This window comes from Spirosoma sordidisoli (genome assembly GCF_004138325.1).
GTDB lineage: Bacteria > Bacteroidota > Bacteroidia > Cytophagales > Spirosomataceae > Spirosoma > Spirosoma sordidisoli.
The window spans coordinates 1-23,469 of the sequence record NZ_SBLB01000003.1; the positions used below are offsets into that span (position 1 = coordinate 1).

The 23,469-nt window shown below is 55.9% G+C and carries 20 protein-coding genes; 6 read left to right on the top strand and 14 right to left on the bottom strand.

Going from position 1 to position 23,469, the window contains the following annotated elements; all coding sequences use genetic code 11:
* Nucleotides 1-138: 138 nt before the first annotated feature.
* From EQG79_RS11885 to EQG79_RS11920, 8 genes are all read right to left on the bottom strand, one after another.
* Nucleotides 139-1,560, bottom strand: a complete 1,422-nt coding sequence (locus EQG79_RS11885) for an alpha-L-fucosidase (RefSeq protein ID WP_129601597.1) — start codon at nt 1,558-1,560, stop codon at nt 139-141.
* 48 nt (nt 1,561-1,608) lie between these two features.
* On the bottom strand, nt 1,609-2,388 hold the full coding sequence (locus EQG79_RS11890; RefSeq protein WP_129601598.1) for an L-fucose dehydrogenase: 780 nt from the start codon (nt 2,386-2,388) through the stop codon (nt 1,609-1,611).
* An 81-nt stretch (nt 2,389-2,469) separates the two neighbouring features.
* Nucleotides 2,470-3,342 carry a fumarylacetoacetate hydrolase family protein gene (locus EQG79_RS11895; protein WP_129601599.1) on the bottom strand — a complete coding sequence of 291 codons (873 nt, stop codon included), beginning with the start codon at nt 3,340-3,342 and terminating at the stop codon, nt 2,470-2,472.
* Between the two features lie 107 nt (nt 3,343-3,449).
* Entirely contained in the window at nt 3,450-4,793 is a 1,344-nt protein-coding gene (locus tag EQG79_RS11900) for an alpha-L-fucosidase (RefSeq protein ID WP_129601600.1), read from the bottom strand.
* A gap of 17 nt (nt 4,794-4,810) precedes the next feature.
* Nucleotides 4,811-6,463 (bottom strand): UxaA family hydrolase, encoded by a 1,653-nt coding sequence (locus EQG79_RS11905; protein WP_129601601.1) that lies wholly within the window; start codon nt 6,461-6,463, stop codon nt 4,811-4,813.
* On the bottom strand, nt 6,460-7,056 hold the full coding sequence (locus EQG79_RS11910) for a LutC/YkgG family protein (RefSeq protein ID WP_129601602.1): 597 nt from the start codon (nt 7,054-7,056) through the stop codon (nt 6,460-6,462). Before EQG79_RS11910 ends, EQG79_RS11905 begins: the two co-directional genes overlap by 4 nt.
* Complete coding sequence (locus tag EQG79_RS11915) at nt 7,053-8,441, bottom strand: lactate utilization protein B (RefSeq protein ID WP_129601603.1); 1,389 nt, start codon at nt 8,439-8,441, stop codon at nt 7,053-7,055. The genes EQG79_RS11910 and EQG79_RS11915 overlap by 4 nt, the downstream gene beginning before the upstream one ends.
* Nucleotides 8,442-8,470: 29 nt before the next feature.
* Nucleotides 8,471-9,193 (bottom strand): (Fe-S)-binding protein, encoded by a 723-nt coding sequence (locus tag EQG79_RS11920; RefSeq protein ID WP_394343307.1) that lies wholly within the window; start codon nt 9,191-9,193, stop codon nt 8,471-8,473.
* 187 nt (nt 9,194-9,380) lie between these two features.
* Between EQG79_RS11920 and EQG79_RS11925 the strand changes: the two genes are divergently transcribed.
* The gene (locus EQG79_RS11925) at nt 9,381-10,256 is read left to right on the top strand and encodes an AraC family transcriptional regulator (RefSeq protein WP_077921114.1); all 876 of its coding nucleotides are present in this window, start codon (nt 9,381-9,383) and stop codon (nt 10,254-10,256) included.
* A gap of 90 nt (nt 10,257-10,346) precedes the next feature.
* On the opposite strand, the gene EQG79_RS11930 is transcribed toward EQG79_RS11925, so the two are convergent.
* Nucleotides 10,347-11,504, bottom strand: a complete 1,158-nt coding sequence (locus EQG79_RS11930; RefSeq protein WP_240699345.1) for an alpha/beta hydrolase — start codon at nt 11,502-11,504, stop codon at nt 10,347-10,349.
* Between the two features lie 183 nt (nt 11,505-11,687).
* Here EQG79_RS11930 and kynU point away from each other — a divergent pair, with 183 nt between their 5' ends.
* Nucleotides 11,688-13,019: a kynureninase gene (gene kynU, locus EQG79_RS11935; protein ID WP_129601604.1), complete on the top strand. Its 1,332-nt coding sequence runs from the start codon at nt 11,688-11,690 to the stop codon at nt 13,017-13,019.
* Here kynU and EQG79_RS11940 read toward each other — a convergent pair.
* Nucleotides 12,972-13,610: a TetR/AcrR family transcriptional regulator gene (locus EQG79_RS11940; RefSeq protein WP_077921112.1), complete on the bottom strand. Its 639-nt coding sequence runs from the start codon at nt 13,608-13,610 to the stop codon at nt 12,972-12,974. The genes kynU and EQG79_RS11940 overlap by 48 nt on opposite strands.
* 130 nt (nt 13,611-13,740) lie before the next feature.
* Complete coding sequence (queG, locus tag EQG79_RS11945; RefSeq protein WP_077921111.1) at nt 13,741-14,682, bottom strand: tRNA epoxyqueuosine(34) reductase QueG; 942 nt, start codon at nt 14,680-14,682, stop codon at nt 13,741-13,743.
* Between the two features lie 187 nt (nt 14,683-14,869).
* Between queG and EQG79_RS11950 the strand changes: the two genes are divergently transcribed.
* The 4 genes from EQG79_RS11950 to EQG79_RS11965 all read left to right on the top strand — a co-directional run bounded on the left by EQG79_RS11950 (nt 14,870) and on the right by EQG79_RS11965 (nt 19,143).
* Complete coding sequence (locus EQG79_RS11950; protein ID WP_129601605.1) at nt 14,870-15,508, top strand: nucleotide exchange factor GrpE; 639 nt, start codon at nt 14,870-14,872, stop codon at nt 15,506-15,508.
* A gap of 85 nt (nt 15,509-15,593) precedes the next feature.
* Nucleotides 15,594-16,760: a molecular chaperone DnaJ gene (gene dnaJ / locus EQG79_RS11955; RefSeq protein ID WP_129601606.1), complete on the top strand. Its 1,167-nt coding sequence runs from the start codon at nt 15,594-15,596 to the stop codon at nt 16,758-16,760.
* A gap of 145 nt (nt 16,761-16,905) precedes the next feature.
* Nucleotides 16,906-18,504, top strand: a complete 1,599-nt coding sequence (locus EQG79_RS11960; RefSeq protein WP_129601607.1) for a Na+/H+ antiporter — start codon at nt 16,906-16,908, stop codon at nt 18,502-18,504.
* Nucleotides 18,505-18,615: 111 nt separating this feature from the next.
* Entirely contained in the window at nt 18,616-19,143 is a 528-nt protein-coding gene (locus EQG79_RS11965; protein ID WP_165358878.1) for a hypothetical protein, read from the top strand.
* A 176-nt stretch (nt 19,144-19,319) separates the two neighbouring features.
* Here the strand turns inward: EQG79_RS11965 and EQG79_RS11970 are convergent, their stop codons facing one another.
* The 3 genes from EQG79_RS11970 to EQG79_RS11980 all read right to left on the bottom strand — a co-directional run bounded on the left by EQG79_RS11970 (nt 19,320) and on the right by EQG79_RS11980 (nt 23,379).
* Nucleotides 19,320-22,274 carry a glycosyltransferase family 117 protein gene (locus EQG79_RS11970; protein ID WP_129601609.1) on the bottom strand — a complete coding sequence of 985 codons (2,955 nt, stop codon included), beginning with the start codon at nt 22,272-22,274 and terminating at the stop codon, nt 19,320-19,322.
* A gap of 108 nt (nt 22,275-22,382) precedes the next feature.
* Entirely contained in the window at nt 22,383-23,024 is a 642-nt protein-coding gene (locus EQG79_RS11975; protein ID WP_129601610.1) for a hypothetical protein, read from the bottom strand.
* On the bottom strand, nt 23,014-23,379 hold the full coding sequence (locus EQG79_RS11980) for a RusA family crossover junction endodeoxyribonuclease (protein WP_165358879.1): 366 nt from the start codon (nt 23,377-23,379) through the stop codon (nt 23,014-23,016). The genes EQG79_RS11975 and EQG79_RS11980 overlap by 11 nt, the downstream gene beginning before the upstream one ends.
* Between the last annotated feature and the right edge of the window lie 90 nt (nt 23,380-23,469).

Genomic DNA, 23,469 nt, shown 5'->3' on the forward strand with positions numbered 1-23,469 from the left:
TTTTTTGTGAGCATGTCGTTGACATAAAAAGACCTCCTTTCTGGCTTTGGCGTTGTGGTGATGCTCAAAGCTAAGAAAGGAGGTTCCTTTTTGTCAACTCCCTAAAATTCGGGATGACTCATGTTTGACGGTATGCAGTTAGTTCACGGCGCCGGTTAGCTTATACACCCAGGCGTACTGGCAGGGTGTGGTAGTCGGTGTGAGGGTAGGGGCTGTCAGGGTAAGTTTCCCATTTTTTACGCTGGTTTTGATGGGACCTTTGTAACCCAGCAGCGACACCGAAGCGGGACTTTTGACCCCGTCGATCGTCAGGTTATCGGCCCATTTGGTGGTAATTACGTACAAGTCCCTGCCCTTTGTGGTAAAAAAGGTAGTCGTATTCTTGTCTACTTTCGGGGCGTTTTTCCAGGCGCGGGTACTATAGATTCCCTCGCCGTTTACGGACAGCCACTTGCCCATATCATCGAGCCGTTGCTGCATGATGACCGGAATACGACCGTCGGCGGTGGGGCCTATGTTGAGCAGCAGGTTTCCACCGCGCGCTACTTTGTCAATCAGGATTTTTATGAGCTCTTCGGAGGTCGAGTAGTCTTCCAGCACCTCGTTGCGGTTATAACCGAACGAGCCCGCCATACCCCGGCATTCTTCCCAGGGGCGCTCAAAGGTGACGCCCTTCGAATCGTCATCATGAATCAGGTCGTACTCAGTCGTGAAAAAGCCACCGTGTTTGCTACGGGTTTCCTTGCCCCAGCGGTCATTCACGACGACCCGGTCTTTAACCGGCGAATCGTTGTAGAGCCACGACAGGAACTGGGTGCTTTTCAGCGTTTCGGAGGGATAGTCCCACTCGCCATCGGTCCAGAACACGTCGGGTTTATACCGGGTGACCAGCTCCTTCATCTGCGGAATCATGTGCTCATCGACGTACTGGTTGATGGTCTCCTTCTTATAGAGCGGATGATACCACTCCAGCAGTGAATAATAGTAGCCCATCTTCAGCCCTTTTGCCTGCACCGCTTTGGTCAGATCGCCCAGTACGTCGCGGTGCGGGCCCACGTCAACGGCGTTCCAGTTCCAGGAGAGCGACGAAGGCCATAGCGCAAACCCCTCGTGATGTTTGGAAGTCAGCACCACATACTGCGCCCCCGACCCTTTGAAGCGGTCGGCCCACTGTTCGGGTTCGAAGAGTTCAGCCTTGAAATCGCGGGCAAAGTCCTGGTACTTGACATTGGGGCCGTACACGCGGTTGTGGAAATCGTCGAAAAACTTCTGCGAGGGCGATTTGGTGAGCCATCGGCGCCAGTAATGTTCGGCATAGCGTTCATAGGTACCGACTTTATCCCGACCGGTTGGACTGTAGGCCGGAACAGAGTAAACACCCCAGTGGATGAAGATGCCGAATTTGGCGTCTTCGAACCAGGTCGGTACCGGGCGTGAGTCGATCGAAGACCAGGTGGGCTGGTAGGGGCCGGCGGCCGACTGAGCCAGCGACGCCGATGCGGTCAGCAGCTGAGCCGCGAGGCCGAGGGCAATCAGGGTTGGTTTAGAAAAACGGTTCATATAGGTAGGCAGGAATAAAAAGGAAAACGATTAATGAAAGAGCATTGGCTAGAGAGCCCGGTCGAGGTGCACATACCCGCCGTCAACATGAATGAGTTGGCCGGTTGTATGGCTCGACCGCTCCGAGAGCAGAAAGGCAACCATGGAGGCAATCTCTTCGGCCGTTGTCATGCGCTGGCCGAGGGGTATTTTCGATTCAATCTTGTTAAGCATCTCCTCTGGATTGTCGAATGTCCTGATCCAGGTATCGTACAGCGGGGTATAGCACTCCGCTACAATGACGGCGTTGACCCGGATGCCGTACGGCAGCAGTTCAACCGCCCACTCGCGGGTGAGGGCGTTTCGGCCCCCATTGGCAGCGGCATAGGCGGAGGTATTGCCCTGACCCGTTTCTGCCGTTTTGGAGCCGATGTTGACAATAGCGCCTTTGCTTTGTTTCAGGAACGGCAGCGCATACTGGGCCATGAGGTAGTAGTGAACGAGGTTCTTGTGCAGCGAAGCCATGAACCGCTCGTAGCTGCCGGTTTCCAGCCCGACGCCATCGTTTACGCCCGCATTGTTGACCAGGCCGTCGATCCGGCCGAAGGCGGCAACGGCTTGCTCAACGGCCTGCGCACAGGCGTCGGGCTGGGTCAGCTCGGCAGTGATGGCTAAGGCATGACCGCCCGTGGCCTCGATAGCGTCGACGGTCCGCTGGTTATCAGCTGTGTTGCGACCGATAATAACCGGAATAGCCCCTTCTGCAGCCAGTAGCCGGCTGATGCCTTCGCCAATGCCTTTGGCACCGCCCGTAACCAGTATGACTTTTGATGAAAGTTTTAGATGCATGGAACGAATGAGTTTACGAAAAAAAGAAAGCCCACACCCAGGCGAGCGGGGCTTTACTGGTAACTTAACCTATGATGGAACTTAGTCACTGGCGGGGGCATACGCGCGGACACGCTGTCGTGAGGTGCCGAGGCCGTCGATGCCCAATTCTACTACATCACCCGGCTGCAGGTAAACGGGTGGCTTCATGCCCAGCCCCACCCCGGGCGGGGTGCCGGTCGAGATAATGTCGCCGGGTAAGAGGGTCATAAACTGACTGACATAGGCGATGAGCGTGGGTATCTTGAAAATCAGACTGCTGGTATGGCCGGATTGCATGGGTTCGCCGTTCACGGTGAGCCAGAGCCGAAGGTCGTTGACATCGGCAATCTCGTCGGGAGTAGCCAGAAAAGGGCCTATCGGGGCGAACGTATCGCACCCTTTGCCTTTGTCCCAGGTGCCGCCCCGTTCCAGCTGAAACTCGCGTTCCGACACGTCGTTGTGCAGACAATAACCGGCCACGTACTGCAGGGCACTGGCTTCGTCTACGTAGCTGGCTTTCCGACCAATGACCACGGCCAGCTCTACCTCCCAGTCGGTTTTGCTCGAGTTTTTCGGGATGATGATGTCGTCGAAGGGACCACAGTACGCGGTGGTCGCTTTCATAAACAGCACGGGTTCGGCGGGGATGGGCGCTCCCGTTTCGCGGGCGTGGTCTTCGTAGTTGAGGCCAATACAAACCAGCTTCGACGGGCGGGCAACGGGCGGGCCCAGCCGGACCGCGGGGTCGACGACGGGCAGAATACCCGCCGACAAACCAGGACTGTTGAGGTGGTTTCGTAGTCGTTCGAGCCCATTGTCGGCAAAAAAATCTTCATTATAGTCCATGACAATGGCCGACACATCGAGCCATTGATCAGTTAGAATGACTCCCGGTTTTTCGAGGCCGGGTTCCCCAAATCGAATCAACTTCATGCCTGTCAGGTATTGAGTGTAACAAAACCGCCCTGGAGCGGGTAAGCGCAGCCGGCCCGAAAACCGGCTTTATCGAAACATGGATGGGGTACGTCTCTGACCACCCATCAGTTGGCCCCGTCTATTTTGCTGCGTTTCTGCTTCGTAGCTTCGGGGGCTTTGAACCGAACATTTTCGATCTTCAGCACCACCGGGTTTGGCCATTTATTGTTGGTGTAAAGCCGATGACCATTTACGGCGCTGATGACCAGGCCGATGGGGCTGGGCGTGCTGTAGAGCTGGGCGTCGAATCCTTCGCGGTACTCGACCAGCTGGCTGCCGTAACCGAGAATGCTCACTTTGGTCTGGGCATTGCCTTCCAGCGTTTTCAGCACAAATTCTTTGCGGGTGCCGTAACTCCAGTCGGTACCGCCCTGGCAAAAGGCGTAAACCGTATTTCCCTGTCTGGCTTTGACGAACCAGACGTTTCCTTCGCGGATGATCTCCCAGGGGCGAACCTGATGCACGCTCTCCTGATTGACCAGGTGCCAGAGGGCTACTTCCCGCAGGAGTGCTTCCTGCTCGATCTGAATGGTGCCGTTGGGTTTGGGGCCTACGTTGAGTAGCAGGTTCCCCCCTTTGGCCCGGGTTTCGATCAGCATGTTGATGATGTCGGTGCCCGACTTGTGGGGGTCGTTCGTGGGTTTATACTGCCAGTCGGTTCCCATCGTGAAGCAGGACTCCCAGGGGCCGGGCAGGGGTTTGTCGGGAATAGTCTGTTCGGGGGTTTCCATCTGTCCGCGCGTTACGACCAGATCGGGCTGGAGTTGCCAGGCGTACTGCTTCAGCCCCTCGGCGGGCCCATCGAAGAACAATAGATCTATCTTACCGTAGTTGGTCAGTAGCTCCCTGAGCTGGGCTTTGTCGTGCGCCATCAGGCCCGGGTTTTTCTCCGGGTAGTGCATCGGGTGCTGGAGCCGGCCAATCGGCAGGTTATTCTGGTAGAGGTAGTTGAAGTCTTCGGGCGAGAAGTACAGGCCAATGGCAATATTTTGCCGGCGAAAGGCGTCCAGAATGTCGCGGGTCAGGTCCCGTTTGCAGGGGGTATTGCTGATGTTAAAGGGCGTTGTCTGGGTTGGCCACATGCAGAAACCGGAGTGGTGCTTGGCCGTAAAGACGACGTATTTCATACCAGCCAGCCGGGCCAGGGTAGCCCACTCGTCAGGATCGAACTGTTTGGGGTTAAAGGTGGCCGGCAGCTCGGTTGTGAATCGCTTCAGGTAATCGGGCGAGGCTCCGGCCATGGAGTGGCTGATCACAGCCCCCACCTGCGAGTCCAGGCTCCAGTGGATGAACATGCCGAAGCCCAGGTCCATGTACCACTGTTCACGCTCGGGTTTATTGGCTGACTGCTGCGCCTGGAGGGGCGAAGTCGCTAACCAGAAAAGGAAGAGAAAAAGGATTCGTTTCATACGACAGGAATAGTTTACTACAGGTTCACTCCCCGCTGCCAGGGAATAAAATCGTTCTGGCCAAGGTCTTCCGCTTTGGTTCGAATATGCCCCGACGCCAGATCGATGAGCCAGCGCAGTAGCCTTTCGCCCGTTTGCTCGATCGTTTCCTGCCCGGATATGACCAGGCCGGCGTCGAAGTCAATGATATCGGGCATGCGGTCGGCCAGGCGGGTATTGGTCGCTATTTTTACCGTCGGCGCAATCGGGTTGCCGGTAGGGGTGCCCAGCCCGGTTGTAAACAGGATCAGCGTGGCTCCCGAAGCAGCCATACCCGTCGTGGCGAGTACATCGTTGCCGGGCGTACAGAGCAGATGAAGCCCCGGCCGGGTGGGCAGATCGGTATAGTCGAGGACTCCTGCAATGGGGGCGTACCCACCTTTACGAGCGGCCCCGGCCGACTTGATGGCGTCGGTAATAAGGCCGTCCCTGATGTTGCCGACGGACGGGTTCATGTCGAAACCTGCCCCCACGGCTGCCGCCTGGGCCGCGTACTGCTGCATGAGCCCCACAAACCGATCGGCGTCGGTTGGGTTGGCGCAGCGATCGATCAGTTCCTGCTCAACCCCGCAAAGTTCCGGAAATTCGGCCAGGAGGGTGGTGCCGCCCAGAGTGACCAGCAGATCGGAGAGATGCCCGAGGGCCGGGTTGGCCGAAATGCCCGAGAAGCCGTCTGACCCGCCACATTTGAGGCCTACGCTTAACCGGCTAAGCGGGGCGGGCTGGCGGGTCTGGGCGTTGGCGGCTACCAGTCCGTTGAACGTGTCGCGGATGGCGTCGGTAAGCATGGCGGACTCGGTGCCGTAGGTCTGCTGATCGAAGTAGAGCAGCGGCCGGTCGAACCCCGGCTGCCGCTTCCTGATTTCGGCCCGCAACTGATCGATCTGGGATTTCTGGCACCCCAGGCTCAGCACGGTAACGCCCGCTACATTGGGATTGACGATACAGCCCGCCAGCAGCTGACAGAGGCTATCGGCATCGGCGTTGGTGCCCCCGCATCCCTGCTCATGGGTCAGAAACTGGATGCCATCGATATTTGGAAACAACCGCGGGCGGGCCGCTTCCGGTATAGCTGCGGCTGGTGCCGGGCCAGTCTGCCCCGTCCGATAGGCCTGTACCAGCTGGCGCACCTGATCGACGTAGGTATCCGGCTGGGCATAGCCAAGTTCCCGCTCGAAAGCGGCCTTCATCATCTCTACGTTCCTGTTCTCGCAGAAGACCAGCGGCACTACCAGCCAGAAGTTACGGGTGCCTACGCTCCCATCGCTGCGGTGGTAGCCCGCAAAGGTCAGCGTCTCCCAGTCCGACACATCCGGGGCATGCCAGCTGTATGGCCTGCGCCTGGTGAGGCCATACGGTTCGGCCTCGTGCCTGAGGTTGAAGGTGGTGATGGTGTCGCCAGCGGCAATAGGCTGGGTGGCCTTACCGACCAGCACGCCGTACATCCGTACCGGATCGCCTATGGTCAGGGCTTCGAGGGCTACCTTATGCTTGGCGGCTACCGACTGCGTTACCCGTACGGATAGTCCATCCGTGGTAATGCAGTCGCCTTTGGGGATATCCTGCAGGGCTACCACGACATTATCGGTCGGGTGAATACGGAGGCAGGAACGGGAGGTCTGGATCGTCATCGGGATGGGTCGGTTGTCAACAGAAAAACGGTCAGGCTGCGCGGTCCATGCGCTCCGATTACCAGCGACTGTTCGATATCGGCGGTTTTGGAAGGCCCGGCTATGAATACGCCATAATCGAAGGTGTCGGGGCTTAGCCGGCGATAGGCATCGTGCAGGGTGGGAACCAGCGCCCGCGATGATACGACCAGCGCCAGATGCTGGCAGATGAAGGGCAGGGCCCGGTGGGGTAAGTGTCGGCTGTCGAGCCAGATAGCGCCGTTCTCTAGTACTCCGAAAGAACCCATGAGCAGGGCCAGGTCAACCGTTTCGAGGGTGTGGCCAGGCACCAGCGGGTCGGACAGACGTTCGCCCAGGGGCAGATCGGGCAGGGTACTGACCAGTCGGGCCGGGGGCGGAAAACGGGTTTGTACATAGCTGACTATGTCGGTCAGGGCGCTGATCGGAACGACCGTACCGCCAATAGCTTCGACCCGCTGGGCAAACCCGTCGGCTGATGCCCGTTCTATCGACGGCTCGGGCAGGGTAGGCATTGGGCGGGTAGCGGGCTGGTTGCGGGCTACCGCGGTCAGGATGACTTGCCGGTTGTTCATACGCGCGATCGGTTTTTGTCGTACCACTCACCAAAACTTTGCGTGGGCGGGCTGGGCATGTCGCGCCCTTTATACCACGGATTCAACCGATTATTGACCAGCGCCGGAACGTGTTGCATCACCCACCGCCCGATACGGCCCGACAGCCGGTAAACCGTAGGATGGCCCAGTACCCAGGCCATTCCTTTCATAGCTACCGTTTTAGCCGGGGGCGCCAGGCCTTCGGCTGTCAGCGTCTGCCGCCAGTGCCAGAGCTGTTCGTGAATGTTGATCTTGACAGGGCATACGTTGGTACAGCTGCCGCAAAGCGTACTGGCGAAGGGCAGATCGGCGTTTTTGCGCATGTCGAGGTTGGGAGCCAGGATAGAGCCAATAGGCCCGGCCACGGCGTTGTGGTAGCTATGCCCGCCACTCCGGCGGTAAACCGGGCAGGTGTTGAAGCAGGCCCCGCAACGGATGCATTTGAGCGAGTTCCGAAACTCGGGCCGGCCCAGCTGGGTGCTGCGGCCGTTATCGACCAGGATAATATGCATGACCTGCCCGGCCCGGGGTCTGACGAAATGGCTCGAGTAGGTGGTGATCGGCTGGCCGGTTGCCGAGCGGGCCAGCAACCGCAGAAACACGCCCAGATGTTCCTGCCGGGGAATTACTTTTTCGATACCGAGACAGGCGATATGGACGTCGGCCAGATGCACCCCCAGGTCGGCATTTCCTTCGTTGGTACATACCACAAATCCGCCCGTTTCGGCAATGGCGAAGTTGACCCCCGTTATGGCGACAGATGCCGATACGAACTTTTCGCGGAGGTGGTGCCGGGCGGCTTCGGTCAGGTACTGCGGATCTTCGTTGCCGGCTTCGGTGCCCAGGTGTTGCTGGAAGGTGGCGCTGACGTCGGCCTTTTTCAAATGAATGGCCGGTAAGACAATGTGGCTGGGCGCTTCCTGGCGGAGCTGGACAATCCGTTCGCCCAGGTCAGTGTCGACTACCTCGACCCCATGTTTGATCAGAAACTCGTTCAGGTGACACTCTTCGGTCAGCATCGACTTGCTCTTCACCACCCGGGGGGCTGCGGGGCCGGTCTGTTGCCGGATAATGTCCAGTACGATCTGGTTGTGTTCCGCAGCCGTGGCCGCCCAGTGTACCTGAATGCCGTTTGCCAGGGCGTTCTGCTCGAACTGGGTCAGGTACGTACTCAGCTCCGACAGCGCATGGTCTTTGATACCCGACGCCAGTTCGCGCAGGGCCTCCCATTCGGGAAGGGCGTGGGCCGATTTGTCGCGTTTCTGCCGGATAAACCACAACGTTTCATCGTGCCAGTCCGTACGGGCTTCGTCGGTCAGAAACTGGCTGGCGGCCTGGGCGTGGGATACAAATCGCTGACTCATAACGTAGACGGATAGTAGCAGGCTTTGGTTTACAATGCATGATCAACCAGCAACTGAGCAACATGCCGGACCTGTATGGGCGATTGCTGCCGACGAAGAATCCCTTCCAGGTGCATCAGGCAGGACATATCGCCCCCCACGATATAGTCGACCTGGTTGGCCTGGTGCTGGGCCAGGCGGTCTTTCCCCATTTTCACCGAAAGAGCTTCCTGAGTCACGCAGAAGGTGCCGCCAAAGCCACAGCATTCGTCCGGGCGGGCGGGGGTCGTGATGTCGATGCCGTCGACGAGTTTCAGCAGGGCTTCCATCTTCGAGAAATACGGTTCGTTGCGTTCCGACATGGACGACAGACGCAGCCCGCGCTGCCCATGACAACTCTGGTGAATACCGATCCGCAGGGGCCGGCCCGACCGGTGGGGCAGAGCCCGTACCTGCAGGACATCGGTCAGAAATTCGCACAACTCCCAGACCTGGCCGGTCAGAAGCGGATTGTGTTCCCGGACGTGCAGGACACACGAGCCCGATGGACAGACAATATGGTCGAATTCGCCAAAGTTCTGCCTGAAGTTCTGGTCACAGCCGGCGGCCTCGCGAGCAAAGCCCGAGTTGGCCATGGGCTGACCGCAGCAGGTCTGATTACGTGGCACAACGACCTGGCAACCCAGTTGTTCGAGCAACTCGAGGGTCGCGATGGCAACAGCCGGATAGAACTGATCAACGTAGCAGGGAACAAACAAAGCAACGCGCATCATGCATCTGAATCGTTTCAGGATCCGGCCAGTACCAGAATTTTCTGGAAACCAGACGAATACAGAGCGTATGATTATGTTGCAAATCAATAGTATATTTCAAAGGGGTAGTTTTATAGGATTAACTTGTTTTACCACTATGTTAGCAATTTTGTAAGCTGTTTAAATCCATTGACGCTAATTGATAGGTATGAAGCCGCAGCTACTTTTGGTGCCCGTTTCGTCCGAATGTTCGTTTAGTGTGCGGCAGGATGTCGTTCTTCATTTCTACAACCGCTGGCATTATCACCCCGAAATAGAACTACTGCACATTGAGCAGGGCAGCGGCACGCAGTTCGTGGGCGATAGTATTCAGAATTTTCAGTCGGGGGATGTGTTGCTGATCGGTGCTAACCTGCCCCACTACTGGCGCTGCGACAAAGAGTATTTTGAGAACCGGGAGGGTTTGTTTGCCAAGGCTACCGTGGTTCATTTTCGGGATAACTTCTGGGGCGATACGTTTTTGCAACTGCCCGAAAATCGGTACATCGTCCGTTTCCTCGATAAGGCCCGGCAGGGTGTACGGCTCCTCGGCACCACCCGTTCAGCCGTTAAACCGCTGCTGGCGCAGATGCTCGCTGAGCACGGAACCGCCCGAATTGTTTCCCTGATCCAGATCCTCTCGCTGGTGGCCCAGTCAGACGAGCTGGAGTATCTGTCGACCAAAGACTACCCCAGTTATTTCGATGAAGCCGACACCGACCGACTCAACCAGATATACGCCTACTCGCTGACTCACTTCACCAGGAAAATTTCGCTGGAAGAAATAGCCACGGTGGCAAACATGAGTCCGAACTCATTCTGTCGGTATTTCAAGTCGCGAAGTCGTAAGCCGTATTCGCAGTTTCTGCTCGAACTACGGGTCAGTCACGCCTGTAAGCTGCTCATTGAAGGGAAGCTCAGTGTGGCGCAGGTGTGTTACGAAAGCGGGTTCAACCAGTTTTCGGGCTTCAACAAGTACTTCAGGCAGATCACGGGAAAAAGCCCCCTCCAGTATCAGAAGTCATTCGGGAAGCCAGTTCGGTAAAAGCTACATGTAGGTGTGACCTCCCCATAAAACAAAAGCCCGGCTCATTGCTGAACCGGGCCCTGCGTACGTTACGTCTGTGGGTGATGATTAGTTAAAGGCATTGCGTAGCTGAGTAGCCGCCAGTGCCTGCGCCTGCTGGGCCTCGGGCACGATGGCGTACATGCCGAAAAACTCGTGGGTAACCCCCGTGTAGAGCTGGTACGTTACCGAAACGCCCTGCGACTGAAGTTTGTCGCGCAGTTGCTGACCTTCGGTTTGCAGTGGGTCGATCTCGGCGGCAATGATGGTGGTGGGGGGCAGTCCACTCAGGTCAGTACCGGCATCGATCAGCGAAATCAGGGGCGTTTCGCCGTCGGCGGGTGAGTTGAAGTAGTTGGCAACGAAGTACTCAACCAGCGGCCGACTCAGCGGTTTGGCGTTGGCGTACTGATTATACGAGGGGGTGAACAGGTCGTTGTTAGCCACCGGATAAACCGACAGAATATGAGCGGGTAGCGGCAGCTTCCGGGTGCGGGCCATCATGCTGACCCAGACCGCCATATTACCCCCGGCGCTCTCGCCGGCAATGGCTACCTTGTCCGGATTTCCGTTCAGCGACGCCGTATTGTTGCGTACCCATTCGTAGGCAGCATAGGCATCGTAATGGGCCGTGGGGAACTTGTTCTCGGGCGACAGCCGGTAATCGACCGACACCACGATAGCTCCCGTTTCTTCGGCCAGGGCCAGCGTCGAGTTCTCGTACACTTCCGGACTGCCAATGACCCAGCCGCCACCGTGGTAGTACACAATCACCGGCAGGGGGCCAGTGGGGACGTTGGGCGTATACACCACAACCCGGATCGGTACGTTGTTGTAGCCCGGAATGGTACGCTGGCTACTAGTGACGTTGGCCGTGGGCCGGGGAATCTTGTTCTTATCGAGCAGCGAGTTTACCGCATCTTTGAAGGTTGGCTGTTTGCGGGCTTCGGCAGGGGGCAGCTGTTCCAGCGGAGTAGGCGCCAGGCGGCCCAGCTCTTCGATAACGGCCAGCATCTGCGGCTGAATGGTAGGCGCATAATCTGGTTTGGGTCCCGTTGCCTGAATCTGCTGACCCTGAAAGGGTTCGCGGTGATCTTCGCAGGCGAGCAGGGTGCCCGCCAGCAGCAGACTGTAAAAAGAGGCCGATCGAACGCGACCCGGCATAGAGCGGTACGCAGCCACTGAACCCGCTGCGATTCGGCGGACAAGCATGTTGAGATGATTCATAACGTTTGTTTTAATTACTGTAGACTAACTAGGATACTATTTTTAGAGTTATGCAGACTTATTGAACGGTCTTGCATAAACGTCAGCTGCTTCGGCTACAGAACCGTTCGGGCTCAGCGCTTTTTGCAGGTGAAATAAAAGACCTGTGGGCAGACAACTAGCCGAATCCATAGTTTTGCAGGTATGACATACGAAAACACGCTGGATTTTGCGCGTCAGCTCGACGCCGATGATTCGCTACGATCCTTTCGGAATCGGTTTTACATCCCGCAGCGAAACGGAACCGATCTGGTTTACCTGTGCGGCAACTCGCTGGGCCTGCAGCCAAAGTCTGCCCGGGCCGCCCTGGATCAGGAGTTGACAACCTGGCAGCAGCTGGGGGTAGAGGGCTGGTTCGATAAACCCGAAGGCGCCGAACAGAACTGGCTTGGGTATCATAACACCTGCAAGGGAGCGCTGGGCCAGGTGGTAGGAGCCGACCCCGCCGAAGTTTGCCCCATGAACGCCCTGACCGTCAACCTGCATTTGCTGCTGGCCTCGTTTTACCGACCCGGCCAAAACGGCACCTCGGCATCCGGCAAGCCGAAATACAAGATTCTGACGATCAAAGGCGACTTTCCGTCCGATCAGTATGCGCTGGAGACCCACCTGCAGCATCACGGGCTGACAACGGCCAACGCGCTGGTAGAAGTGGCTCCGCGGCCCGCCGATGGGCTGATACACACCACCGACATACAGGCTGCCATAGCCGAACATGCTGACGAGCTGGCCCTGGTCTGGATGAGCGGGCTGAACTACTACACGGGGCAGGTCTACAACATGGCCGCGCTGGCCGAAGCCGCCCGCCGACATAATGTACCCATCGGTCTGGACCTGGCCCACGCCCTCGGGAATGTGCCGCTGCGGTTGCACGACTGGGGTGTCGATTTTGCCACCTGGTGTTCATACAAATACCTGAATGGGGGGCCTGGCGCCGTGTCGGGCATCTTTATCCATGAAAAGCACCACGACCAGAACCGGGCAGGTGGTGCGCTGCCCCGACTGGCGGGCTGGTGGGGTTACCGGGAAGACCGGCGGTTTGAGATGAGCCCCGGATTCCTGCCGGCCGCGGGAGCCGATGGCTGGCAGCTGAGCACGCCCAACATTATGGCACTCGCGCTACACCGGACCGCGCTGGCTATCACTGCCGAAGCCGGCATGACCGCGCTCCGCCAGAAAAGCGAGCGGTTAACGGGCTTTCTGGAACACATACTCGCCCCCTTTGATGACATACAGAGGCTGACGCCCGACGACCCTAACCAGCGGGGATGCCAGTTGTCGCTGCTCGTCCGTCGAAACGGAAAAGCCCTCTTCAGCTACCTAACCGAACAGGGCATCATTGGCGACTGGCGTGAACCTGACTGTATCCGGCTGGCCCCGGTGCCGCTCTATAACACATTTGAGGATGTTTGGCGGGTAGGTGAAGCGCTACGCGGATTTTTTAGCACTGGCCGCCAGGCGTTCCTTGGTGAATAGATAGATGCCCTGGAAAATGTTTTTCAGGGCCTGTTCTATTTCCGCCCAGCCTTCGTCGGTGCTGGGGTCTATGCCCATGACCTGCCGTTTTTGCTGACCGGTAAAGAGCAGAAGAGTCAGGGAGCTGACCAGAATGGCTGCGAAAGGGCGGGCATGGCTACTATGAACGATAGCCGACAGGTCATCGACCATTTTCACCAGCCGTTTCTCTTTCTCGGCGGTTATGGCGTGAACGATACCGTCGTTGCTTAGCAGCTTGGCCTTCAGAAGTTCCTGCGCTTCGATATCATGACGCAGCAACCTGAACTCTTCAATGACGTAGGTATAACAGGTATTGAAAAAGACCTCCAGCGAAGCGCCCTTTAGCTGGTCAATGTCGATAGGCGGTACCGATGATGTTGGACGGGTTCGCTCGAAGTAGGCTTTGAGTAACCCGCCTAATCCCCCAAAGTATCGGTAAATCAGTATTTTATTGACGCCAGCCTGGCTCGCAACCCGGTTGATACCAATATGATCGAAGCCACTTTCCTTGACGAGTTGGCCAACAGCTTCAATAAGTCGGTTCTCCGTTTCCAGACGGCTACGTTGCATAATCTGACAGTTGGTCGTGTAGATAGAACGCAGCAATGTAACCTGTCCGTATCATACCAACAAATCAAAATACGCTGGTTTTGAGGCAACGGCTAACAAATTGACAGGCAGGTCAAAACTGACAAACTGGTTAGTAAGTCGAATTTTTAGCGAACGTAACGTTGCGTTTTAGTCCGTCAAGTTTGGTTCGCTTGACGGCCGACCGCCGGAACACCTCCCGAAAAACCTCTTCCGTGATTTCTTCCCAGTCGGTTCGGCTGAATTCGGCCAGGTCGGGGTGGGGGTCGAAAGCGGGCGTCTGGTGCGGTCGGGCAAAGCGGTTCCAGGGACATACGTTCTGGCAGATGTCGCAGCCAAAGACCCAGTTGTCGAACTTGCCCCGCACCTCGTCCGGAATGGCTTCTTTCAACTCGATGGTGAAGTAAGAGATGCACTTGCTACCGTCAACGACGTAGGGGCTCACGATAGCTTCCGTAGGACAGGCATCCAGACAACGGGTGCAGGTGCCGCAGTAATCGGTGATCGGGCCGTCGGGTTCGAGTTCCAGATCGAGGATCAACTCGCCGATGAAGAAAAACGACCCCATCTGCCGATTGATCAGGTTGCTGTGTTTACCTACCCAGCCCACACCAGACCGTTTGGCCCAGGCTTTGTCCATAACCGGGGCCGAATCGACGAAGGCGCGCCCGCCCACTTCGCCAATTTCTTCGTGGATAAAGGCCATCAGGTCTTTCAGCTTGTCTTTAATGACAAAGTGGTAATCTTCCCCGTAGGCATATTTCGACAGTTTGTAGTCATCCTCGGCTTCGGGCAACGGCTGGCTGGGGTAATAGTTGAGCAGCACCGTAACCACCGACTTGGCCCCCTCAACGAGCAGTCGCGGGTCGAGCCGTTTGTCGAAATGGTTGGCCATGTAATTCATCTGGCCGTGCATCCCGTTTTTTAGCCAGGTTTCGAGCCGGGGTGCTTCCTCATCCAGGAAGTCGGCCCGGGCAATACCGCACACGTCGAACCCCAGTTCAAGGGCTTTGGCTTTCAGGCGGGTCGAATAATAGCTGGCTGGCGCGTGCATGGCAGGAGGTAAATAAAACCGTACAGGTAATGAACAGCGGGCGACGCGTAAAAAATCCGGTTTTTATGACCGAATTCAGCAAAAGCTGACGGAATACTATGTGTCAAGTTGTCAGAAATGACCAGATTGGCCGGTCTTTTGCCCATCTTTGCACATGAATTTCTGGAAGCGAACACGAAGCTCATCAATGGAAAATAAAGACATTCTGGACGAACAATCGTCTACCGATACCACACAGCCTGACAACCTGACAACTGAGACGCCCACTGAAGAGGAAGCCGTAACGATCAACGGCGGTGAGCCCGCCGACGAACCCGTTGCCGAAGCAGCGGCTCCCGTTGAGGCCGAAGCAACCGAAACCGCTGAACCGACCGGGTCGGCCACCGATGCGGCTTACCGGGAGGTTGCAGAACTGAAGGATAAATACCTGCGGCTGTATGCTGATTTCGAAAACTTCCGTCGGCGTACGGCCAAGGAAAAGCTGGAACTGATCGGCCAGGCCAACGAGGGCCTGCTGCAAAGCCTGATTCCGGTCGTAGATGATTTTGAGCGGGCCATGCTGTCGATGGAAAAAACCGAGGACGTGGCGGCTTTGAAAGAAGGCGTTTCGCTGATCTATACCAAGCTGTTCAAGACGCTGGAAGGCAAAGGTCTGAAGCCCATGGTGGCCAAAGGAGAGCCGTTCAACGCCGACCTGCACGAATCGATAACCCAGTTTCCCGCCCCCAGCGATGACCTGAAAGGGAAGGTGATCGATGAGGTGGAAAAAGGGTACTATCTGAACGATAAGGTTATCCGGTTTGCTAAAGTAATTGTAGGAAGCTAATGGTGAAAGAGCGAAAGACTGAAAGAGCGACCCCTGTTGTGCCCGCCACTCTTTCGCTCTTTCTCTCATTCACTCTTTGATAGACATGGCAACGAAGCGCGACTATTACGAAATACTGGGCGTTGACAAGAACGTCTCGGCCGAGGATCTCAAAAAGGCTTATCGAAAGATGGCCATCAAATATCACCCGGATAAAAACCCGGATGATCCGACCGCCGAAGAAAAATTCAAAGAAGCCGCCGAGGCTTACGATGTCCTGAACGACCCTCAGAAAAAAGCCCGCTACGATCAGTTTGGTCATGCTGGTCTGGGTGGTGCGGCCAGTGGCGGTGGCTACGGACCGGGTGGACCGTCGATGGAGGACATATTCAGCCAGTTTGGCGATGTGTTCGGCGACGATTCGCCCTTTGGTAGTTTTTTCCGGGGCGCCAACGGCGGTGGACAGCGGCAACGCGTCCGGCGCGGGTCCGACCTGCGGATCAAACTGAAGCTGAACCTGCAGGAGGTAGCCAACGGTGTTGAGAAGAAAATCAAGGTAAAACGACACGTTACCTGTACCACCTGCGCAGGCAATGGCTCGAAAAACGGGACGGCCGTTCAGACCTGTACCACCTGTAACGGCTCGGGCCAGACCCGCAAGGTAGTCAATACCATGCTGGGTCAGATGGTCTCGACCAGCACCTGTCCGACCTGTAATGGCGAAGGTAAAATCGTTACCGACCGGTGCGACGTTTGTTTTGGCGAGGGTCGGGTACTGCAGGAAGATGTTATCCCCATCAAGATTCCGGCCGGTGTAGCCGAAGGCATTCAGCTGTCGGTAGGGGGCAAAGGCAACGTTCCGCCCCGTGGCGGTGTGGCCGGCGACCTGCTGATCGTCGTTGAGGAAGAAGAGGATGCCGACCTGAAGCGCGATGGCAGTAACGTCGTGTTCGATCTGTATGTCAACTTCGTCGATGCGGCCATCGGTACCAGCGTTGAAGTGCCGACCATTGATGGTAAAGCACGCATCACCCTCGAACCCGGCACCCAGAGCGGTAAAATTCTGCGGCTGAAAGGCAAAGGAATCAAGGAGCTTAACGGATACGGCCGGGGCGATCAGCTTGTACATGTAAATGTGTGGACGCCCAAGGTGCTGTCGGCCGAAGAGCGCGGCCTGCTGGAGCGGCTGCGTAACTCGCCCAACTTCCAGCCCAAGCCCAACAAGAACGAAAAAGGATTCTTCGATAAAATGAAGGATTTCTTTCACGGATAAACACCGGTGAGGCCGTTTCAGGCTTCATCCGCGATACGATCTGCCAGTTAGTACTGCTGGAAAAGCCCCGAACCTAAACGTCGGGGCTTTTTTTGCGTTGCCAATATGTATTTTAGCATCAGCTACTCAACTTATTCTGCCCTCTATGCACCAAACTGTACTGCTCTGCGTATCCCTCTTGCTGGCTGTTTCCCTGTTCGTGGTAGTAGGACAGCGATTACGGGTGCCGTCGCCTATTTTTTTGGTGATCAGCGGTCTGGTCATCAGCCTCATACCGGGCATGCCACAGATTGCGGTCGATCCGGATCTGATCTTTCTGATTTTCCTGCCGCCTTTACTGTACGAAGCTGCCTGGTTCACCTCCTGGAAGGAGTTCTGGCGCTGGCGACGGATCATCATCACCTTTGCCTTCGGACTGGTTATTGTTACGGCCCTGGCGGTAGCCTATGCCTCCAGCGCCCTGATTCCCGGCTTTACGCTGGCGCTGGGTTTTCTGCTGGGTGGAATCATCTCGCCACCAGACGCCGTGGCGGCAACCTCGGTCCTGCGGGGCATCAACGTGCCGAAGCGCGTGATCAGCATTCTGGAGGGAGAAAGCCTGATCAATGACGCGTCGAGTCTGATCATTTTCCGGTTTGCGATGTCGGCCGTGTTGTCGGGTACGTTTGTGTGGCAGCAGGCCGCCACCGACTTCGTCCTCGTAACGCTGATGGGTATTGCGGTTGGCCTGCTGGTCGGCTGCGTTTTTTACGCCATCCACCGGTGGCTGCCCATCACGACGCGGGTCAGTATTCTGCTGACATTCATTACGCCCTACATCATGTATCTGACGGCCGAAGAGTTTCATTATTCCGGCGTGATGGCGGTCGTGACCGGTGGGCTGTTTTTGTCCAATCGAAGCCACAAAATGCTGAACCATAGCGCCCGGATTCAGGGAACGGGCATGTGGTCTACCGTTGTCTTTGCCCTGAATGGGCTGGTGTTCATCCTGATCGGCCTGGAGCTGCCCCTGATCGTAGCCGGTCTCGGTGATTATTCGCGAACGGAAGCAGTGGTCTATAGCCTCGTCATTACCGCCCTGCTGATTCTGATTCGGCTCGGCTCGGCCCTGGGAAGTGCTGTTTTTACCCGGGTGGTTGGGCGGTTCATTCCGGTAGCGGATCGTAACCCCGGCTGGCGCGGACCGATTATTGTTGGCTGGGCAGGTATGCGGGGTGTCGTGTCGCTGGCAGCTGCCCTGTCTATTCCGCTCACCCTGCCTTCCGGCGCGCCGTTCCCGCACCGGAATCTGATCTTGTTCATCACCTTCGTCGTTATTCTGATTACCCTTATCTTTCAGGGAATGACCCTGCCCCTCGTTATTCGCTGGGTGAAGTTCAGAGACCCCGATAACCGACCACCCGAAGAAGAGCAGGAGTCGACGGTTCGTCTGAAACTGCTGGCCGTAGCCCTCCGGAAACTAAATGATACCTATGCCCGCGAGGTAGAGACCAACGAACTGGTGGCTAACCTGAAGCAGCGTATTGAAACCGACACCCGGCTGACCCGACAGCATTTAAGTTCGCTCGATTGCGATACCGAAGATTTCGATGAATACAATCGAATCCTGTCTGATATTATCACGACGAAGCGCAACGAGCTGATCCGGCTCCGGACCCGCAATGAGTTCGACGATGAAGTGATCCGTAAAGAAGAGGCCCACATCGATCTGGAGGAGGAAAAGCTGGATCATCCGATCCATTGAAAAAGCCTACCTATTGGTTAGTTAGCTAAAATAGGACGGAAATAAAATCAAATCGCAGTCAAAACCGTTGCTTCAAGCAAGTACACGGAGGTGTGAGTTAATGTATCGGGTATGGTTCTTTTTTTAACAGCTTTCGACAAACAGGCAGATGTGCGCGAGTTCTGTTGCCAACTCAACAGTATGGAGGCAACGTTCGATTTTTTGAGTAGTCTGGTAGCCAGGGGCGATACGTTGCTGATGGCTTACATGGTAGAGGATAACAAGCGCATCGATCTGCCGCTGGATGCGTTCGACGGGAGCCCATTCCTGGAAGCGATGCAGGATCTTCAGCAGGAATGGCAATCCATACTGGCTCCGGCCACGGATGTAGATGCCGTTCATTACAAAGACATGTTGGTGCTGCTGCAGAAGCGTATTCGTCAGTACGAGACCAGCATCAGCATGCACGAGCGCATGATCAACCAGTTTTCCCATTGGCTTAGGCAGATGCAGAACAGCTCCCTGACCAGTCCAGGGCGCGAACTGTTTATCCGTACTTATCAGCGCATGATTGACCTGCATCGTACACATCTGGCTCGGGATCGATTCAACAGCTACCTGGTTCGTAACCGACTGAACCAGCTGTCGTCTGCCGTTTAACCCGAAACGCGCCAGCCCTTGTACCATAAAGCCCTGATCGGGTGCCGTCCGGTGTTGATTTGCGCGGGCTCGCTCCGGTGATCAAAAACCGCCCAGCCGACACGAACCTGATCCTGGCTAAACTAAAAAGAGGACCCCGACGAGGTCCTCTTTTTAGTTTATGGGCTGGTTGTTGATCAGCCAAAGGCATTGATATGCTTCTGGAAGATGGCGTCGTACTTGGAAGCCGCGGCCGTCTGTTTGGCTTCCTTGCAGGCCTCTACAATCGTTTGCAGAATGTACAGATCGGCATCGGGGCTACCGAACCGGCCGCGTCCCGATTTGTCGTAGGTCAGGTTCTGGTCGGCGCGGGTGGCCATCACGTCGGCAATTTCCAGCGCTTTTTTGGCATCACCCACGGCAAACAGGAACCGTACGTAGTTCGACGAAATCTGGTCGTACGGAATGCTCTTGTCCGGAATGACCTTCAGCGAGTAGTTCAGAACCTCCCGGGCTTTGGCTTCGTTGCCTTCGCGGATGAGCTGATCGGCCAGCCGGAAAAAGGCGATACGGGCCGAAATAACCGGCGGTCCCTTGTACGTTTCGTCATAGTAAACGTCCGGGTTGTCGAACTGGCGCCAGAACGTTTTCTTCGTCATGTTGGTGTACATGATGTCGGAGTTGACATAGCCGTCCGACGCGCCTGGCACGGCTACCGGCATCAGCCGATACGCGTAGCCTTCCAGCTGCATGTAGTTTTTCAGATTCAGGTAGTTGTCGCTGGCCAGGGTGCTCGAGAAGTAGATAGGCCGCTGCCAGTTGTTGGTAGCAATCATATCGAGCATGATCAGGTCAGGCTTGTACAGATCCTTCTTCCCGATGGTCCACTGCAGCGTATCTTTCATGAATGGCTTCAGGGGTGCCGGTACAAAATTCGCTTTGTCGATAGCGGCCTTGTCGATGGGCAGGAAGAGCACCGACGAGGGCAGCACACTGGTCATATCGCCGTTTGTGAGCGGCACCTGTACCGCCGGACTGTTATTTTTGATCAGGCTGATGTACTGCTTGAGGTCAATACCGCCTTTAACACCCGGCACCTCGTAGAAGGGGACGATGTCGTTTTTACCCTTGTTAAAGTTATCGTATTCCAGCGAAATGGGCAGGGCTTCTGACTCGTAGGTCTTCCGCTTCATTTGCTGAATATACCATTCCGTACCGAGCAGGCTCAGGTTACACACCCGAACGTCGCGCCGGAACCCTTCAACTTCCTGTACGTACCAGAGCGGGAACGTGTCGTTATCGCCACCCGTAAACAGGACGGCATTGGGCGCGCAGGAGTTCAGCAGGTTCTTGGCAAAATCGACCGACTGGTAGCGGTTGTCGCGGTTGTGGTTATCCCAGCTCTTGGCACCCATCATGACCGGAACCAGCAGGCTCAGCCCGACAATCAGCCCGTTGCGGGTCACGTCGGCTTTGAGCGTATTCCGTAATCCTTCGGCCAGGGCCATTACACCCAGGCCCAGCCAGATAGCGAAGAAATAGAACGACCCTACGTAGATGTAGTCCCGTTCACGCGGCTCGGACGGGGGCGAGTTCAGGAATATCTGCAGGGCGATACCGGTGAACAGGAACAGCAGACCCACAATCAGGAAATCGCGCCGACGCCGGAAATACTGGAATACAATCCCGAACAGCCCCAGTATGAAGGGCAGCATGTAAAAATTATCGCGGGCTTTATTGGTCTTCAGCAGATCCGGCACCCCTTCGTCCGACGACCAGGGCAGCAGGTAGCCTGCCCCTTCTTCATCGGATTCGCGACCGGCGAAGTTCCACATCAGGTAGCGCCACCACATGTGTCCGAGCTGGTAGCTGAACATATACTCGAGGTTATCGCCCATGGTCGGTTTCTGCCCTTCGGCGAGGCCGAGCATCTGCCGGTATAGCTGGGGGTGGTTCTGCTGGCTGCTGTACACGCGCGGGAACAGCATCTCGTCGCCGGGCTGGTAGATATACTCCGGCTGGTAATCGAAGATAACGTACTTGTTGCCTTCTTTCTTCCACATCGGTGCACCCCGTTTCTGGTCGATAGGCCGGGCGGTGAAAACGGGTCCGTACAGCAGCGACCGGCTGCCATACTGCTCCCGACGCAGGTACGACAGGAAGTTCAGCGCATCGTCGGGGTTGTTTTCGTTGATGGGCGGGTTGAAGTCGGCCCGAACCAGCACCTGGATGTACGAAGCATAGCCGATCAGCACGAAGGCCAGGGCCAGCAGCGAGGTGTTCAGCACCGGCCGGCTACGACGGGCCGACCAGATAATGCCGTAGGCAACCGCACCCAGAAAGATGATCACGAAGAAGATCATGCCTGAGTTGAACGGCAGCCCCAGGGTGTTCACGAAGAAGCGCTCTACGAAGAAAGCCATACCGGGCAGGCCCGGAATAATGCCCGAGTTGATGATGCCCAGAATAACCAGCCCCACACCGAAGGCAGCCGCTCCGCCCCAGAAGGTAGGTTTCGGGTATTTTTTGAAGTAATAGATCAGGGCCAGCGCAGGCAGGGTAACCAGGTTCAGCAAGTGAACCCCGATCGACAGACCCGTCAGGTAAGCAATGAAGATCAGCCAGCGGTTAGCAGCCGCGTCATCCTCGATGCGCTCCCACTTGAAGGCGGCCCAGACCACAATGGCCGTGAAGAACGACGACATGCCGTATACTTCGGCTTCGACCGCCGAGAACCAGAAGGTATCGGAGAAGGTATAGGCCAGGGCCCCAACGGCCCCCGTACCGATGACCAGCAGGGTATCGGCGGTGGTATAATCGCTCTCCTGTTTGCCCAGCAGTTTCTGCGCCAATATGGTAATGGTCCAGAAGAGGAAGGCAATCGTAAAGGCACTGGCCAGTACCGACGCCATATTCACCCAGTAGGCTACGCTCAGCACATCCCCAAACGACAGCATGGAGAAAATCCGGCCCAGCAGCAGGAAGAAGGGCGCGCCGGGGGGGTGGGGCACCTGAAGTTTAAAGGAACACGCAATGAACTCACCGCAGTCCCAGAAACTGGCCGTACGTTCGACGGTGCTCGCGTAGGTAAACAGCGCTACGGCGAACAGCAACCAGCCCGTGAGGGTGTTCAGGCGTTTGAATGACTGCATACAGGTAAAATTTACGGAACTGTTTTTAGGTAAAATGTGGTCAAAAATACGTAAAAAAGCAGCCCGGCCGGGTCAGCGCGGGCTGTTAAAGTTTGTTAAGGCCAGTGATTAACCCAGACGTTCGGAGGTGTCAAAATCAAGTTTGAGCATGGATGAAACAGTCAACTGTTTATCTTCACTGTAGGTAAGGATTGCGGTAAAGCTGAAGGGGAAGACATCGCCAATGGCAACACTGTCCTTGGTTGGTAATTCAAAAAAAGTGCCATGCCTCAGTTCAATATCAAGAATACCATTTCCCTCCACGTGTATATTTCCCCGTTCGGATACAGTCACTTTATCCAGTACAATATTGTTTACAGACGTAATCTGGACATCAGCATGAAACTGTCTGCCTAAGTCCTCCTGGTAGTTGGATCGCAAATAGTTGACGAGTAGCTGATCTAGATTGGGTATGTCGATCTTTTTGGCTTTGGGTGGGTTAGCTACCACTACCAGGAACTTGTAGTTTTTGTGTTCTTTTACATAATCACCTATGGCGGCAACCTGTTGCCGCTTTTGCGGTGTCATTTTACCCGCTTTAACCTCCACTATTATAACTTCATCGCCCTTTTTTGCTACAAGATCAGCGCGAAAGGGACCAACCTTCTCTTCTTTGGCTACCTCATACCCCTTAGCCAGGTAGTCGGCACTCAATTGATCAACAGCTATGTTGTGCAAATACTGTTGCAAATACTGCGGCCTAATTTCCATCTCGCTCTAAATTAAGCTGAATCATATCAGCAGTGAATGTACCACACTCAACATAAAGTATGTGTTCCTCAGTGTCTAAAGCATCGAGCAGTGACGCAGTAAGCTCACCAGACAAACCCGAAGAGTTTATTACGGTTAAGTCGCTACCGCCTACATTAAGGCTCCCGGCTATGCGCATTTTGACGCGTTTATCGTCATCAAAAAGAATGCCTCGCAGACAGTCCCAGATTGGTTTACTCAGGTTATCTGCATCAATCCCAATATCCGTCTGATAGAAGTGATAAACTAACCCGTACAAATCAACGTCCATCAGGACATGACTAGGATATGCAAGTCTAAATGCATCCTCAATCAACTGCTTATAGCTGTTTTTCTTTATGGAACTGCACTTCCCCAGCTATTATAGGATTTGGGTTTAGCTTTAACGATAAAACAAAACACACAC